A 15,355-nucleotide genomic window follows, 5' to 3' on the forward strand; every position below is an offset into this window, starting at 1 on the left:
TTTCGGTCGTAAATCCAAAATCGTAAATCGTCAATGAAAGCCCTCCTATCCCTACTGACCTTAACACTTCCTTTTCTTTCCTTTTCCCAATCCAAAAACCTCCGTTTCGAAAAGCAGCAAATCGCTTACGAAAGCTATGAGTCTGTGGGCATCATGGACGTAGACAAAGATGGCCATCAGGACTTGGTATCCGGAAGTTATTGGTACAAAGGGCCAGGATTTTTGGATCGTCAGCTGATTGGTCAAGTGAAGCGATTTGGGGAATATTATGAGGACTTTTCTACCATTCCCATGGATGTGAATGGAGATGGGAACATGGACTTCATCACTGGGGGCTGGTTTGAGGGGAAACTGATCTGGAAAGAAAATCCCGGAAAAACTTCCGAGTGGAAAGAGCACTTGATCGCTGAAACCGGCAATATCGAAACGGTTCGTGCCTGGGATTTGGATGGAGATGGTACTCTGGAGATCGTGCCCAATACCCCGAGAAAGCCCTTGGCTTTTTACAAATGGGTCGGTCCAAACCAGTTTGAAAAATACGAAGTCTTCGAAACACAGGGCCATGGACTGGGCTTCGGGGACATCAACGGCGATGGTTGGGGGGATTTGGTCAGCAGCTATGGCTGGTATGAAGCACCAGCTGATTTGAGGTATGGGGAGTGGACTTTTCACCCGACTTTTGAACTCGGAGATGTGAGTGTTCCTATCATCGTGACTGACCTGAATGGGGACGGAATGAATGACCTGATCCTAGGCAATGGGCATAACTACGGACTTTTTTGGATGGAGCAAAAGCGGGATGAAGAAGGGAAAATCAGTTTTGTCAAACACGACATCGATCCATACCACGCCCAATACCACGTGATGGAATGGATCGATCTGGACGGAGATGGACAAAACGAACTGATCACGGGCAAGCGCTACAGGGCACACAATGGAAAAGATCCGGGTGAATTGGATGATATCGGATTGTATTATTTCAAATGGAACGGAAAGACTTTCTCCAAAAATGTGATCAGCTATGGTCCGTTTGGGGAGGGAAAAGGCACCGGGCTCTACTTTTCCACCAGAGACCTAAATCGTGACGGAAAGATCGACATCGCCGTGGCAGGGAAAGATGGATTGGCGGTGTTTTTTCAGAGGTAAGTCTTTGTATTCAAAGAAATTACAACGAACCTATGATTTTGTACGTCCAAAAAATTATATATTTACACGTACAATTAAAAAATCATGGATACCAAGCTCACCCTTAAACTGGATAAAAGTGTTATCGAAAAGGCAAAAGCCTATGCATCTGATCAGCAGGTGAGCCTTTCAAAATTGGTTGAAAATTATCTAAACTCACTCACCTCCAAATCCACAGAAAAAGACGAAATCTCCATTACCCCATTTGTGAAAAGTCTTACTGATGGAAATACCATTCCTGCAGATTACGATTACAAGAAGGATTACCAAGATTATCTGGAGGAAAAATACCGATGAGGAAAATCTTTTTGGATACGAATGTCATCTTGGATCTTCTGGCTGAAAGACATCCCTTCTATGAGCCAATCGCCAAAATCGTATCCTTGGCTGACCGGAAGGAGATTTCCGTATTTACCTCCCCTATTTCCTTCACTACGGCTGAGTATGTTTTATCAAAATTTGAAACAAAAGAATCAGCCCTACTCAAGCTTCAAAAGTTCTCCATTCTTTGCCAAGTGGCAGAAGCCAACCAGGAAACGATAGACAAGAGTCTCTTTTCACTTTTCAGTGATTTTGAAGATGCCGTCCAATATTTCTGTGCGCTTCAGTCAAATTGCAATCTGATCCTGACCAGAAATAAGATGGACTTTAAAAACTCAGCAATTCCAATTTTTACAGCGCCTGAATTCTTGGCAAGTATAGGCAGCTGAAATGGATCCCGCATTTTTAACATTGAACGACACACCCTATTTACTTTTCCACATCAGATTACATCACAAATTCTGATGATTCTTAGACCTTTCTTGCCAAAAAGACGAATTGAAATCCTTAGTAATCCGTTTGATTTTCTTAAGTTCAATATTCAATTATTCCTCACCTTTAAATGTAGAAAATCCCTTCTCGGATTTTTTGTAACATCTCCAATAAACGATTTCCCAAGAACCACACGCTTATGAAAATCTCCGGACTTGCACTTCTGCTAACCAGTTGGAGCTTGGTGGCGCTTTCTGCTTCTGCTCAAAATGGAGAAAAGGTTTACAAAATGTATTGTACGGGTTGCCATGGCGCTGACCTAAAAGGAACCCCGGCTGGCACTTCGCTTTTGGCGGAAAACTTAAAGTATGGGAATAATCCTGCCGATATCAGCCAAAGTATCAGCAATGGAATTCCTAATACGACCATGATCAAATGGAGTAATGCATTGCCTACCCACGAAATCGGAGAGCTAACCGACTACATTTTGGGAGTTAGAAAAAGCCAACCTACCCAAGAAAAATCCACCGAAACGCTGACCTTCAGCACCCAGGATTACACACTCAAGGTAGAAAAACTCGTCACCGAGGGATTGGTTTTCCCTTGGGGGATCGAGTTTGTCGATGCGCATCGGTCCTTGATTTCCGGCAACAAAGGCGAACTGTACTGGGTAGTCGATGGAAAACTCGATCCCAAACGGGTAACCGGACTTCCTTTCATTTACGGAACCGACTTGGTGGGAGGAATGATGGATTTGGCTTTGGACCCGAAGTATTCGGAAAACGGCTGGATCTATTTTGCCTTTTCACACAATCCCAAAAACACAGCCGATAAGACCTCTCCAGCCATGACCAAAGTGGTCCGAGGTAAAATCAAAGATTACCAATGGGTGGAAGAAGAGACACTTTTCCAAGCCCCGGATTCCTTTTTGGTGGTAGGAGGAACGCGATGGGGAAGCCGCCTTTTGTTTGACAAGGAAGGTTACCTGTATTTCACCACGGGAGACATGCAGCAAAGCATTGCAGAGGGGATCAATCCTCAGTTGCCTTCCCGGGCAGAAGGAAAAATATTCCGGATCTACCCTGACGGAAGCATCCCAACCGACAATCCCTTCTACGAAAAAGAAGGAACCCTGCAGGGAATCTATGCAGTAGGCACACGGAATGTCCAAGGCCTGGCCCAGCATCCGGTGACCGGCAAAATCTACTTCACTGATCACGGTCCAAAAGGTGGAGATGAGGTAAACTTGCTGAAAAATGGCGGTAATTATGGATGGCCTGTAATTACATACGGTGTCAATTACGATGACAGCCGCATCACAAGTCTTACAGCCAAAGAAGGCATGGAGCAGCCCATCACGTACTATGATCCCTCTATTGCCATCTGCGCAGCTGAATTCGTGACCGGGGATCTTTTCACCAAATGGAAAAATCAACTCCTGATCACCGCTCTCAAAGATCAGGAAATCCGAAGATTGGTGATCGAAGGAGACAAATTGATCAGTCAGGAAGTGATCCTGAAAGGAATGGGCCGGGTACGGGACGTCAAAATTGGCCCCGACGGAGCGCTTTACGTACTCACCAACGCACCGGATGCCTTGCTGAGGATCACTCCACAATGAGCTAATTCCAACATCAATCCAAGAACAAACTGTTTGATTTTCTTAAGTCTTGATTTGATTTGAGTTACGAAGCAGAGCGGGATACTGTCGAATTTTGAACCCTGATTCTCTTGCAGAAAAAACTGGTTTCCATTTAAACTCAATTGCCTTTATGACCCTAGCTGAAGCCTACGCCCGATTCAATTCCGGAGAAGTCATCCCTCCAAATGACCCAGCTTTCTCTGTCGTACTTCCTATCGTGGGAGAAACCCTGCGACTGATCGGAAAACTTAATGCCAGCGGAGATATCGGTGAAGCAAGGCAAATTCTCAGTCAGATTCTGAATCAGGAAGTACATGAAAGCACTACAATTTTCCCTCCATTCACTACCAATTTTGGGAGGTTTACAACGATCGGCATAAACGTTTTCATCAATCACGGCTGTTCCTTCCTGGACTTAGGCGGAATCACCATCGAGGATAATGTGCTCATCGGTCCCCAGGTCAAACTCGTGACCGAAAATCATCCCCTTGATCCTGCCACTCGAAAAGGCCTGATTTCCAAACCCATCGTAATAAAGCAAAATGCCTGGATCGGTGCGGGTGCAACAATTCTGCCCGGCGTAACCATAGGCGAAAATTCCGTAGTAGCCGCCGGAGCAGTTGTTTCCAAAGATGTGCCCGACAATACTGTTGTTGGAGGTATTCCAGCCAAATTCCTGAAGAATATTGATTGACCAAAATTGAAGCCGGCATTAACAACAGCTTTCAATGCGTAATTGATTCGATTATGTTTTTTAGCTCCATCTAATTTTATTGGAAGAAATGAGATTATCGATTTCATAACCTAAGTAAAACTAAAGCAAATAGATGGCTCGAATATTCATTACTGGTTCTTCTGATGGCTTGGGCAAATTGGCCGCAGAAAAATTAATTCAGGAAAGGCATCAGGTTGTTTTGCACGCCCGAAATACCGAGCGTGCAAAAATGCTGGAAAACCAATTTCCAAATGCCAAGGCGATTTTAGTCGGGGACTTATCCAATCTGGAAGAGACTAAAAAAATGGCTCAGGAAGCAAACCAACTCGGAAAATTCGATGCTGTCATTCACAACGCCGGAGTTCTTCATGAAGATTCCGACACTATTTTCCGTGTGAACGTCCTCGCACCTTTTGTGCTGACTGCCTTGATGGAAAAACCGGAACGACTTATTTACCTCAGTTCGAATATGCACATGGGAGGTCAAGCCTTTTCAAAAAAGGAAGAGTTGGAACAAACCACGTACTCCGACTCCAAGCTGATGGTCACCGCATTGACTGCTGCATTTTCCAGACTTTTCCCGGATGTTCGCTCCAATGCCGTAGACCCGGGCTGGGTACCTACTAAAATGGGAGGCAAAAACGCTCCAGATGATCTCCAAAAAGGCGTGGAAACCCAGATTTGGTTGGCAACCAGTGAAGAAGAGGAAGCCAAGGTTTCCGGAAAATACTTCCGGCATCAGGAGGTAAAAAGCCCACATCCAGCCGTATGGGATGAGGGTTATCAAAATCGTTTGATTCAATGGTGTGAGGAAAATTCTGGGGTAAAACTTTTGTAGAAAACGACCATTCCTTCCACTAGTCCGATTTCACAGCTTTAAAACCCATTCGCTCAAAGGCGGAATGAACTCGATAAGTTTGGAGGATGGATGGAAGCCAGCCAAGTTTTGAAAACCTGGAAGGTTTAAAATCAGGTCCACAGACCCAAAGCAGATTGGCATTTCCTGCTCTGCTTTTTTAGGGGCAAAACACTAAAGGAAGTTTCATTGAACCCAATCGACTTTATTCATTCGCATTGAAAGACTTCTTTCATTAGAAATGAAAGACTAGGAATACCGCATAGAATACACTATCAGATTCCCAGGCAAAGAATTCCCCATTTTGAAAAATATTTTTTTTCAATACTTATTTATTGTTTTTCAATAAATTTTTACTGACTTTTGAAAAATCAAATCCATACCTCTATGAACTCAATCAAAACTCAATGGAAAGAAAAGTGGGTCAATCAGCCTTCTTTGATGCTCATCACCGTGGTCATCTGGTCCATCTTTATCGGCCTTTGCATCAAAGCTGGAGCCCTGTTGTTCACGTTTATCTACAGCCTGTTTAATCCAGTCGTATCCCAAAACCTCTTCGAAGGCCTCAATCTTTCGGCTTTACGGGAGCAAAATATCTGGTACTATGGAGGCATAATTTCCATCATCCTGTTTGTCACCGGCCAAAAAGCCTACCTTTTTTACCTGATGATTCGGGTATTTCTCAAGATCAACCTCGTTCATCCATTCAGCAGGGAAGTGTCCAAACTCATCTCCTCCATCAGCTATGTGGCTTTTCAGATCGGGGTGGCGGTCATTTTGGCATCGGGAGTATTCAAGGGAATGGTGAAAAGGGGCTATGAACTGGATCGAGTGCAGGAAATGGTGGGCAACGGCTTTGAGTTTTTACTGATGGCAGCCCTGCTAATTGCCATTGGGATGGTCTTCAAGCGAGGCGTGGAGATTCAGGATGAAAATGAATTGACTGTCTAAGCTTCCTCCACCATGTCACCGAAAACCGACCTCGTCATCAAGTTCCTCCATGTCATCTCATGGATCATTTTCATCGCGCTGTGCTATCAGACTGGTGCCTTGATGTTCAACTATGCCTTCATGCAATTCCGGGTTTTTCCACCGGAAAATCAGTACCTCATTTTGGATCTCACCGAGCTCTTTACTCAAAGTGAACTCTATTTTGGTTTGCTTTTTGGCTTGGCGATCGGGGTAAATGGATTGAAGGCCTATACCTTCTATCTGATCACCCTGATTTTCCAATACCTGAATATACACAAGCCCTTTAGCCAGGAAATGTCCCGCCTGATTTCCAAGATCAGCTATTGCATTTTTGCGGTGGGTATCCTGGGTGCAGTCGCTCAGGGAGTCACTGATGAACTGGCCAAACAGGGCTTTCCGGTCGGCAATGCCTATGTTCATTGGGACGATTATTCAGCCTTTCTGATGATGGCTGCGGTAGTATTCGTGATTGCCCAGATTTTCAAAAAAGGGCTTGAACTGCAGGATGAAAGTGAATTGACTGTCTAACTATCCCATCATGAAAAAAACCACAAATACCCTTCTCTGGGTTATAGACGTGATTTCCACACTGATTTTCTGCGCGATGTGCACCACTTCAGCCTATTTACTCATCTTGTTTTTTTACCACCTATTCGATTCTGAAGGGGCAAAAGACTGGATGATGGGAAAGGATATTTCCCAGCTATTTAACCTGAATAATGTCCATTTTGGGATTTTATTCAGTCTCACCCTTGCGATTAGCTTAATGAAGGCCTTAGCATTTTATTTTACCATCAAAATTTTCAGCACGCTCAATCTCGTTAAGCCTTTCAGTCCCGAAATCGCGACACTGATTTCACGGATAAGCTACATGATCCTTGCCGTTGGGACACTTGGCATCATCGCATTTCGCTTTTCGGAAATTCCCGCAATGAAAGGCATGGAACTGAGCGCGCTTCAAGGTTTGTGGCATGACAATTACGTCTACTTGTTGATGGGCTCGATCATTTTTGTAATTGCACAAGTATTTAAAAAGGGCTTGGAGTTACAAGCTGAAAATGACCTAACCATCTAAGCCATGGCAATTATCGTGAATCTAGACGTGATGATGGCCAAACGGAAAATGTCCCTCAACGAGCTTTCCGAAAAGGTCGACATTACCCTTTCTAACTTATCGATCCTTAAAACCGGCAAGGCCAAAGCCATCCGCTTCAGCACCCTGGAGTCCATCTGCAAGGCGCTGGACTGTCAGCCGGGAGATATTTTGGAGTTTCGGGAGGAGTAAAAAATGTAACTGGTATCATTTAATAGTCGCTGTACGTTGAAATGTTGTCAGGTTGTCCGCTATGCTGTTGTCGGCGGAAGCATTAATTACCAGATTCAACCCTGTGATTTCAGGACAACGTGACAACCCTGACAACGCAAAGCTGACAACAAGAGTCATCCTGAACACTGAACCTTTTAACCCTTAACCTCTGATGAATCCCCAAGTTGACCAATTTCTCCTCGAAGGCTGCATGCGCTGCCCAAAAGGAGCAACGCCTGCCTGCAAGGTTCATCGATGGACTGACATTCTGGAATTTCTGCGGCAACTATTACTGGAAACCGAACTGACGGAAGAGCGGAAATGGGGAGTGCCCACCTATACACTCCAAAGGAAAAACGTGATCATGCTCGGAGTTTTCAATGATTCCTGTGTCTTGAGTTTCCTGAAGGGAAGTTTGATGCAGGATCCAAAAGGAATTTTAGACTTGCCGGGTCCTAATTCCCACGAGGGAAGGATCATCCGATTTACGGAATTGGATCAGGCAGAAAAACTGGAAAAAGAACTCAAAGCCTATTTCTCCCAAGCCATCGAAATCGAGAAGTCCGGAAAAAAACTCGAAAAACCGGAGCCCTCTGCCCAAGAAATCCCCGAGGAACTCATTCAGAAATTTGAAGAACACGAGGGCTTAGAAAAGGCTTTTTTTGCACTTACTCCCGGAAGACAGCGAGGCTACCTGATCCACTTCACCGGAGCCAAGCAATCCGCTACCCGTCTCAGCCGAATCGAAAAATGTATTCCGAAGATTTTTGAAGGAAGAGGGATGATGGATTGATTTTTACCACAAAGGACACTAAGGTTTAGAGAGAAGGCACAAAGAAAAAGTTTGCAGTTTTCCTGCTTTTCCGAAAGCAGGAATCATACCATTAGGGATCAGTGCATCCATGGCAATTTTTGGAAAAGTCCAGGTTCTTAAAAATAAGATAGTTTGAAATAGCGCAAAGGCCATGGGGCAGAGAACAGTGCAATAGTGGAAGCGAGGGAGAAATTCACTTTAACGGACTTATTCTTTCCGATCTTAAAAAGGCGATAACTGAAATTTCAAATCAATTTTGATTGTTTAGTTTTTCATGTTATATTTTTACGTTTTTACAGGTGTAAAAACGATTTTTAACTAACCTTTTTAAAAAAACACCATGGACATAATGCCCCAAATTAAGGCTCTTTCTGAAAAAGTTTCCACATTAAAAGAGCAAATTGGTACTGAAGAGGCTACCAAAAACGCATTCGTTCTTCCCTTTATAAATCTGCTAGGATACGATATATTCAATCCATTAGAGGTTGTTCCCGAATTCACTGCGGATCTTGGCTTAAAAAAAGGAGAAAAAGTTGATTTTGCAATTTTCCAAAACGGTAATCCCATCCTAATCATTGAATGTAAGCATTGGAGAGAAAAATTGGATGTTCATGGATCACAACTTTTTAGATATTTTCATGTTACTAAAACTCGTTTTTCACTCCTCACTAATGGGGTAGAATATAGATTTTATTCTGATTTGGAAGAGCCTAATAAGATGGATGAAAAGCCATTTTTAGAATTTGATATAACTAAGCTTAGAGAGAATTTAATCGGTGAAATAGCCAAATTCCATAAATCGAATTTTGATGTCGACAAAATCATAAACAATGCTTCGGTTCTTAAATATCTTAAAGGAATAAGAAAAACTATTGAAGCAGAACTGTCTAATCCAAGCCCAGAATTTGTGAAACATTTCGCAAGTCAGAATTATTCAGGACGAATAACTGCTCAAGTTCTTGAGCAATTTACTGAACTTGTACAAAGGGCTTTTGCCCAAATGATATCTGAAAAGGTTAATGAAAGACTAACTAATGCTCTTTCAAAAGAGTCGGAAAAAGAAAAGTCCGCTGCTCCAATTCCTTCTCCTGAAGAAGAAGAGGAAACAAAGGTAGTGACAACCGAAGAAGAGATGGAAGGCTATAGAATTGTTCAGGCAATTTTAAGAAGAAGGATTTCTAAAGAGAGAATTGTAGGAAGAGATACCCAAAGCTATTTTGGAATCTTATTAGATGATAATAACAGAAAGCCTCTTTGTCGATTACGTTTTAATGGATCAAAAAAGCACTTAGGTGTTTTCGATAAAGATAAAAACGAAACAAAAATATTACTTGAGAGTGTAGATGATATATATATCCATGAAGGTGTTCTTCTGGCAACAGTTGATTTCTATGAAAAAGACTAAATCACATAAGCAAAAAGCGATTGAACAAGCGGGGAAATGAAACCCCGCTTTTTTATTTTAATAGAATTCAAAATTCCCCTTTACCTCTCCATAAACAGAATTGGGCTAAAGCCCAGCAAATATCACCTAATACCTGAATTCTCCAGCTAAAGCAGGAGGCAGCACATAGCCTATTATCCCAATCTTTGAATAGGAATGCGGCTTTAGCCCATTCCCGTCAATTCCTGACCTTTCTCCCACGGGCTTTAGCCCAAAAATCACCTGTTTTTTACCCCAATTTATTCCGCAGAGGGCCGAAATTGAATCCCGAGTGGTGATGGATGCATCGGTGAAATCGAATAAATTTAAACCGATCGAACCCTTACTAACCATGAAAAACGATAAAGCACCCTTTTCCCGGAGAGATTTTGTGAAAGCCGCTGCACTCAGCGGTGCAGGAATGATGATTGTACCCCGACACGTGATTGGAGGACCTGGCTACACAGCGCCAAGTGATCAGGTCAACTTGGGCATCATCGGTGCAGGTGGAAAAGGGAAGCAAAACGCACAGGATTTTTTGAAACTGGAAAATGTGAATATTTCAGCAGTGGCAGACCCAGCCTATTACTGGAATCTGGCTGATTTTTACTACCGCTCAGAGGCCGGAAGAGGACCTGTGACAGAAATGATCGAGACACAGCAAGCCGCAAAAGGCAACACCAAGCGCGTGGCTCAATACAACGATTTCCGCAAAATGATGGAAAATGCCTCCGAACTGGACGGCATTGTGATCTCTACCCCAGACCACACCCATGCCTACATTGCCCTCATGGCCCTGAAAATGGGCAAACACGTCTACTGCGAAAAACCCCTCACCCATAACATCTGGGAAGCCCGCGAGGTAGCCAAAGTCACCCGGGAAACCGGCCTGATGACCCAAATGGGGAATATGGGCCACTCCACCGACGGAATCCGTGAAACGGTCGAATACCTTCGTGCCGGTGTGATCGGAGAAGTCAAAGAATGCCATGCTTGGGTTCCCGCAGGACGTTGGCTGCCCGGCTTGAAAGGGCTACCGGAAGGCAAAAGCACCATGCCTGTCGGTTTTGACTGGGATCAATGGATCGGCCCCCGGGAAATGGTGCCTTTCCATGAAAATTACGTTCCGGTCACTTGGAGGGATTTTTGGGATTATGGTTGTGGGGCTTTGGGCGATTTTGGTTGCCATGACTTGGATGCCGTGACTTGGGCCTTTAATCTGAAAAGTCCCGATACAGTTCAGGTATTCCCTGCAGGCTATTCCGACAGCAAAATCGCTCCTTATGGGGAAATCGGCTATTTCAATTTCTCTTCGAAAGGTGACCAAAAAGCCATGAAGATCAACTGGTACTCCGGTGGCTTAAAGCCAGACCTGCATCCTGCCTTGCCAGCAGGCTATGCCTACCCCGCGAGAGCTTCCATGTTTGTGGGCAGCAAAGGCATCATCATCAATGACGGCAGTGGCCGCAAGCCACAGGTATTCCCTGAATCACTCAGAAACAACATCAAACCACCCAAGCCAACGATCACCCGTTCTTCAGGCCACTTCCAGGATTGGGTCAATGCCATCCGAAATAAGGAGCAATCCTCTGCCAATTTTGAGTATGGTTCCCGATTGACTGAGATTACCTTGCTGGGTGTCTTGTCCCTGCGAATGGGAGGAAAACTGATCCAATGGGATTATGAAAACATGAAAGCAAAAGGCCTTCCGGAGGCCGATCAATACATCAAAGAACCGGTAAGAACGGATTGGGAGATGTAGTGGAGAAATGCTAGGCACGATCTGAGCGGAATGTCTCATTCCGCTTTTTTTATTCCCCACTGGTTTTTAAAAAACTAAATCACTTTCCATACTCCCATCTTTTGCACGCGTCAGAATTCGAGCATTTCTTTGCAGTCAAATCTCCCCTGATATGTCCACCTCTACCCTTATCCAGCAAGTTACCCTAGTCAACGAAGGCCAAATCCAAGTGACCGATATCCTGATCGTTGGCGAGCGAATCCGGGAAATCGGTTCGATACCTGCCCAAGATGAATTTGTGGTGATCGATGGTAAGGGAAAATACCTCCTGCCGGGCGTTATTGACGGACAGGTGCACTTTCGCGAACCGGGACTCACGCACAAGGCAGACCTCCACAGCGAAAGCAAAGCTGCCGTGGCAGGTGGTGTCACGTCCTTTATCGACATGCCCAACACCCGTCCCAATACCCTGAACTTGGAGTTCTTGGCAGAAAAATATCAGATTGCTTCGCAAAAATCCCTTGCCAATTATGGCTTTTTGCTCGGCATCAATGGGGAAAATCTGGACGAAGTACTGCAATGGGATACTTCAGGACTTTTGGCGATCACAGATGACGGATTGTATTTTTCAGGAAAAGGAAACATTCTGGCCGACCGTCCGGATATGTTGGAGAAGATCTTTTCTACTTACAAAGGCCTAATTGCCATTCATTCTGAAAAAGAGGAAATCATTGAGAAAAACGAGGAAATCTACCGTGAACAGTACGGAGAGGACGTTCCGGTCAAATTTCACCCGCTGATTCGCAGCGAACAGGCCTGCTTTGAGGCTACTGAACGGGCCATCAGCCTCGCTGAAAAACACGGCGCCAGACTTCATATCCTCCACCTAAGCACGGCCAAGGAAACGGCACTTTTCCGAAATGACATTCCCCTTTCCGAGAAAAAAATCACCACCGAGGTATCTGTCCATCACCTGTGGTTTACCGATCGGGATTATGAAAAAAAGGGAACGCTGATCAAGTGGAATCCCGCGATCAAAACCCAACAAGATGCAGAGGGCCTGCTAGCTGCGCTGTTGGATGACCGAATCGATCTGATCACCACCGACCATGCCCCGCATGCCTTGGAAGAAAAGCTAAAGCCTTATTTCCAGTCCATGTCCGGTGCTCCTCTGGTTCAGCATTCTTTGGTTTGCCTTCTTGAATTTTTCCATCAGGGAAAAATCAGCCTGGAAAAAATCACAGAGAAAATGTGCCACAATCCTGCGATCCTTTACCGAATCAAGGAGCGAGGCTTTGTAAGAGAAGGTTACTTTGCCGACTTGGTTTTGGTGGACCTGAATCATCCTTGGACCGTAAGCAAAGAAAACATTCTTTATAAATGCGGCTGGTCTCCGCTGGAAGGCACGACCTTTCACAGTCAGGTCACCCACACCTGGGTCAACGGCCAACTGGTGTTTGAGAAAGGAACTTTCCACGAAGGTGCCAAAGGAAAAGCCCTGGAAGTATGGGACTTGAAAAACTAAACGAGCTCTTTTCAAGCCGAAGGCTGGTCATCGCCACGAAGCATGGAAAAGAACGTGTGCTCCAGCCACTTTTTGATGAAAAGCTTGGGGTGAAGAGTGAGCTTGCGGAAGGTCTCGACACGGATCTTTTGGGTACATTTTCAGGAGAAATCGAGCGAACATTAGACCCAATCAGTACGGCCAAGCGTAAGTGCGAACTGGCGATGGAGCTCTCGGGTGCCGATTTGGCCCTGGCCAGTGAGGGTTCCTTTGGCGCGCATCCTTCTGCTTTTTTCCTACCTGCCAATGAAGAATGGCTGCTCCTTTTGGATCGAAAAAACCAGCTGGAAATCTTCGCCCGACACCTGAGCATCGAGACCAATTTTGGAGGTCAGGAATTCAGCTGATTGGATGCTTTGGAGGACTTTGCTCAAAAAGCGCTTTTCCCAAGCCATGGATTGATTTTGAGAAATCAAAAAGACAGCCAAGTCGAAATCCACAAAGGCATCACGGATCACTACCTACTTTTCGATCTCGGACAACAGCTTTTGAAAAAGCACGGCAGCGCCTATGTAGAGACAGACATGAGGGCCCATCTGAATCCCACCCGGATGAAGGTGATTGAGGAAACAGCCCAAAAGCTTTTGGAAAAAATCCGTTCCTGCTGTCCCTCCTGTTCCCTACCCGGCTTTGCAGCGGTCGCTTCCGAACCCGGACTTCCTTGCAGTTGGTGCGGAACACCCACGAGATCCACTCTTTTTCAGACCAAAACCTGCATACATTGCGGGCATACCGAGCAAGTCCACTTTCCTCACGGGAAAACCACCGAGGATCCTATGTACTGCGACCGCTGCAACCCCTGAGTTGGTTGAGGGTGTCCTAGCATCCTTTCACCTAGAATGTAGTGAGGGGAAGCTGGGTGTGGACCAAAAGTGATCGTAGGGAATTCCGAACAACCTTCATTAGGGATTTGTAATCCCTGTTCTCAAAAATTCCATCCTATGGAAATCACATCGACAAGCAGGTCTTACTCTACTTAGTTTTACCAAAAAAACTTCCATTTACTTCTCTAATTCCTTGCAGACAAGCTTCACATTCACCAGACATTTTTTCAATTCTATTTCTATCAAAATCAAAAAATCTGAATTTCCTAAAATTCGCCCCTAGCAAACAGTAGGTCGTAAAACTTTTGCAACAGCAACGAAGGCGCTTTATGTGCTAAAAATCCATAAGCCACTGAATTAGGAAAAGTATTTTCCAAAGTGGGCCTACTGGGCAAAAGCTTTTTCCCCGAGAAAAAATTCCTTCAAAGTGGTTGGGCAAAAAAGACCCAGTCCCGGAATCGAAAAAATCAACCGGAATATTTCATGTGTTGATAATTTGATTTTCATTTGCCACATGGAATGCCCTAGATAATCATTCCCTTGTGTGAGAAGCATTTTCTCATGGGCATTTCATTTGTGAGGCAAGTGACAAATGGGTCTTTTTCGGGATGTTGAAATTTTTGAAAATGAGGCAAATCTTGGAGAGGATGACCAATAGTTGGATTTCAAAAATTCTTTTTAATCTACCCTGAAACCCAAGAACAAGCCGACAAAACCAAGGGGATAGCCCAAAAATCTCCGCTCAATTCCTCATTTACCCTCAAACAATCGGATGGTATAATCCAGTAATTCCGCATTCCCGATTTTGCCATGACCGGGAATAACAGTTTTAACTTCCGAGAAAGTGGATTTCACCTGCCGGACAGTTCCAGACCAAGCCCCTGTATTGGCATCTCCCAAATAGCCTACAGTAGCCCCAACTTCTTTGATCAGACAACCTCCAAATAGCACTTGATCAGCAGGAACATAGGCTACGACATTGTCCCGGGTATGTCCTTCCCCCAAAAAACGGGTAACGACAGCCACTTTTCCCGCTTCCAAGATCAACTGCTCCACAAATCCATTTTGAGGCACAGGATCCGTGGCGGCTTTTGCCAAAGCTTGGGTTTGAGTAGACCCATAGGAGGGCACACCATGCGCATGAAACTCATTTAATCCTCCAAGACAATCGTTGTGAAAATGGGTAGCGAGTACTCCGACAACCTTGGTCTTTTGGTCGGTTTCCAGCCAATCGATCAACTCCCTACTCACGGCATCGTCCGTGGGCGTATCAAAAACCAAGGCCTCACCGCCATCGATAACAATCATTCCGTTGCAAGCGACTTTGCCAAAGTCCTGCGTACTCAGGTAGCTGATATGGACAAAAGTATGGGGACTGATCTGCTCTATTTTCAGTGTCTCTGAAGTATATACTGTTTTGCTTTGTTGGGCCCAAAGGTTCTTGGCCCCAAAAAGAAAGAATAGCAAGAAGGATAAAAATTGGAATTTCATTGGGAAATGATGGTTGGGAGGGCAAGGTACACGATGATTTAATCTCCATCAAGATCAGGAAATAGAGAT

At 44.7% G+C, this 15,355-nt stretch carries 15 protein-coding genes and 1 pseudogene; 15 read left to right on the forward strand and 1 reads right to left on the reverse strand.

Annotation, left to right across the window (positions count from 1 at the left end; all coding sequences use genetic code 11):
* Positions 1-33: 33 nt before the first annotated feature.
* The 15 genes and pseudogenes from DDT91_RS15775 to DDT91_RS20860 all read left to right on the forward strand — a co-directional run bounded on the left by DDT91_RS15775 (position 34) and on the right by DDT91_RS20860 (position 13,774).
* Complete coding sequence (locus DDT91_RS15775; RefSeq protein WP_187177160.1) at positions 34-1,146, forward strand: VCBS repeat-containing protein; 1,113 nt, start codon at positions 34-36, stop codon at positions 1,144-1,146.
* An 84-nt stretch (positions 1,147-1,230) separates the two neighbouring features.
* Complete coding sequence (locus tag DDT91_RS15780; protein ID WP_187177161.1) at positions 1,231-1,482, forward strand: DUF6364 family protein; 252 nt, start codon at positions 1,231-1,233, stop codon at positions 1,480-1,482.
* Positions 1,479-1,895: a PIN domain-containing protein gene (locus tag DDT91_RS15785; protein ID WP_187177162.1), complete on the forward strand. Its 417-nt coding sequence runs from the start codon at positions 1,479-1,481 to the stop codon at positions 1,893-1,895. The genes DDT91_RS15780 and DDT91_RS15785 overlap by 4 nt, the downstream gene beginning before the upstream one ends.
* A 242-nt stretch (positions 1,896-2,137) precedes the next feature.
* Complete coding sequence (locus DDT91_RS15790; RefSeq protein WP_187177163.1) at positions 2,138-3,559, forward strand: PQQ-dependent sugar dehydrogenase; 1,422 nt, start codon at positions 2,138-2,140, stop codon at positions 3,557-3,559.
* 151 nt (positions 3,560-3,710) lie between these two features.
* Positions 3,711-4,274, forward strand: coding sequence for a sugar O-acetyltransferase (locus DDT91_RS15795; protein WP_187177164.1), 564 nt, complete (start codon positions 3,711-3,713; stop codon positions 4,272-4,274).
* A gap of 133 nt (positions 4,275-4,407) precedes the next feature.
* Entirely contained in the window at positions 4,408-5,133 is a 726-nt protein-coding gene (locus DDT91_RS15800; RefSeq protein WP_187177165.1) for an SDR family NAD(P)-dependent oxidoreductase, read from the forward strand.
* 405 nt (positions 5,134-5,538) lie between these two features.
* A complete protein-coding gene (locus DDT91_RS15805; protein ID WP_187177166.1) occupies positions 5,539-6,102 on the forward strand; it encodes a DUF2975 domain-containing protein in 564 nt (187 codons plus the stop codon).
* A gap of 12 nt (positions 6,103-6,114) precedes the next feature.
* On the forward strand, positions 6,115-6,651 hold the full coding sequence (locus DDT91_RS15810) for a DUF2975 domain-containing protein (RefSeq protein ID WP_187177167.1): 537 nt from the start codon (positions 6,115-6,117) through the stop codon (positions 6,649-6,651).
* A gap of 10 nt (positions 6,652-6,661) precedes the next feature.
* The gene (locus DDT91_RS15815) at positions 6,662-7,198 is read left to right on the forward strand and encodes a DUF2975 domain-containing protein (RefSeq protein ID WP_187177168.1); all 537 of its coding nucleotides are present in this window, start codon (positions 6,662-6,664) and stop codon (positions 7,196-7,198) included.
* A gap of 3 nt (positions 7,199-7,201) precedes the next feature.
* Positions 7,202-7,408: a helix-turn-helix transcriptional regulator gene (locus DDT91_RS15820; protein ID WP_111392220.1), complete on the forward strand. Its 207-nt coding sequence runs from the start codon at positions 7,202-7,204 to the stop codon at positions 7,406-7,408.
* Positions 7,409-7,601: 193 nt separating this feature from the next.
* The gene (locus tag DDT91_RS15825) at positions 7,602-8,222 is read left to right on the forward strand and encodes a YdeI family protein (RefSeq protein ID WP_187177169.1); all 621 of its coding nucleotides are present in this window, start codon (positions 7,602-7,604) and stop codon (positions 8,220-8,222) included.
* Positions 8,223-8,592: 370 nt separating this feature from the next.
* Positions 8,593-9,648: a type I restriction endonuclease gene (locus tag DDT91_RS15830; protein ID WP_255502148.1), complete on the forward strand. Its 1,056-nt coding sequence runs from the start codon at positions 8,593-8,595 to the stop codon at positions 9,646-9,648.
* Between the two features lie 370 nt (positions 9,649-10,018).
* Positions 10,019-11,428 (forward strand): Gfo/Idh/MocA family protein, encoded by a 1,410-nt coding sequence (locus tag DDT91_RS15835; protein ID WP_187177171.1) that lies wholly within the window; start codon positions 10,019-10,021, stop codon positions 11,426-11,428.
* Positions 11,429-11,579: 151 nt separating this feature from the next.
* Positions 11,580-12,932 carry a dihydroorotase gene (locus DDT91_RS15840; RefSeq protein ID WP_187177172.1) on the forward strand — a complete coding sequence of 451 codons (1,353 nt, stop codon included), beginning with the start codon at positions 11,580-11,582 and terminating at the stop codon, positions 12,930-12,932.
* A pseudogene (locus DDT91_RS20860) lies at positions 12,914-13,774 on the forward strand (DUF6671 family protein). The gene DDT91_RS15840 and the pseudogene DDT91_RS20860 overlap by 19 nt, the downstream one beginning before the upstream one ends.
* Before the next feature lie 771 nt (positions 13,775-14,545).
* On the opposite strand, the gene bla reads toward DDT91_RS20860, so the two are convergent.
* Positions 14,546-15,286 (reverse strand): subclass B1 metallo-beta-lactamase, encoded by a 741-nt coding sequence (gene bla, locus DDT91_RS15850; protein WP_187177173.1) that lies wholly within the window; start codon positions 15,284-15,286, stop codon positions 14,546-14,548.
* Positions 15,287-15,355: the final 69 nt, after the last annotated feature.

The sequence above is a fragment of the Algoriphagus sp. AK58 genome (assembly GCF_014324365.1).
GTDB lineage: Bacteria > Bacteroidota > Bacteroidia > Cytophagales > Cyclobacteriaceae > Algoriphagus.

Excerpts from the sequence above, each read along its gene's own strand:
- DDT91_RS15775 (WP_187177160.1), top strand. The coding sequence starts at position 34 with ATGAAAGCCCTCCTATCCCTACTGACCTTAACACTTCCTTTTCTTTCC.
- DDT91_RS15780 (WP_187177161.1), top strand. The coding sequence starts at position 1,231 with ATGGATACCAAGCTCACCCTTAAACTGGATAAAAGTGTTATCGAAAAG.
- DDT91_RS15785 (WP_187177162.1), top strand. The coding sequence starts at position 1,479 with ATGAGGAAAATCTTTTTGGATACGAATGTCATCTTGGATCTTCTGGCT.
- DDT91_RS15790 (WP_187177163.1), top strand. The coding sequence starts at position 2,138 with ATGAAAATCTCCGGACTTGCACTTCTGCTAACCAGTTGGAGCTTGGTG.
- DDT91_RS15795 (WP_187177164.1), top strand. The coding sequence starts at position 3,711 with ATGACCCTAGCTGAAGCCTACGCCCGATTCAATTCCGGAGAAGTCATC.
- DDT91_RS15800 (WP_187177165.1), top strand. The coding sequence starts at position 4,408 with ATGGCTCGAATATTCATTACTGGTTCTTCTGATGGCTTGGGCAAATTG.
- DDT91_RS15805 (WP_187177166.1), top strand. The coding sequence starts at position 5,539 with ATGAACTCAATCAAAACTCAATGGAAAGAAAAGTGGGTCAATCAGCCT.
- DDT91_RS15810 (WP_187177167.1), top strand. The coding sequence starts at position 6,115 with ATGTCACCGAAAACCGACCTCGTCATCAAGTTCCTCCATGTCATCTCA.
- DDT91_RS15815 (WP_187177168.1), top strand. The coding sequence starts at position 6,662 with ATGAAAAAAACCACAAATACCCTTCTCTGGGTTATAGACGTGATTTCC.
- DDT91_RS15820 (WP_111392220.1), top strand. The coding sequence starts at position 7,202 with ATGGCAATTATCGTGAATCTAGACGTGATGATGGCCAAACGGAAAATG.
- DDT91_RS15825 (WP_187177169.1), top strand. The coding sequence starts at position 7,602 with ATGAATCCCCAAGTTGACCAATTTCTCCTCGAAGGCTGCATGCGCTGC.
- DDT91_RS15830 (WP_255502148.1), top strand. The coding sequence starts at position 8,593 with ATGCCCCAAATTAAGGCTCTTTCTGAAAAAGTTTCCACATTAAAAGAG.
- DDT91_RS15835 (WP_187177171.1), top strand. The coding sequence starts at position 10,019 with ATGAAAAACGATAAAGCACCCTTTTCCCGGAGAGATTTTGTGAAAGCC.
- DDT91_RS15840 (WP_187177172.1), top strand. The coding sequence starts at position 11,580 with ATGTCCACCTCTACCCTTATCCAGCAAGTTACCCTAGTCAACGAAGGC.
- bla (WP_187177173.1), bottom strand. The coding sequence starts at position 15,286 with ATGAAATTCCAATTTTTATCCTTCTTGCTATTCTTTCTTTTTGGGGCC.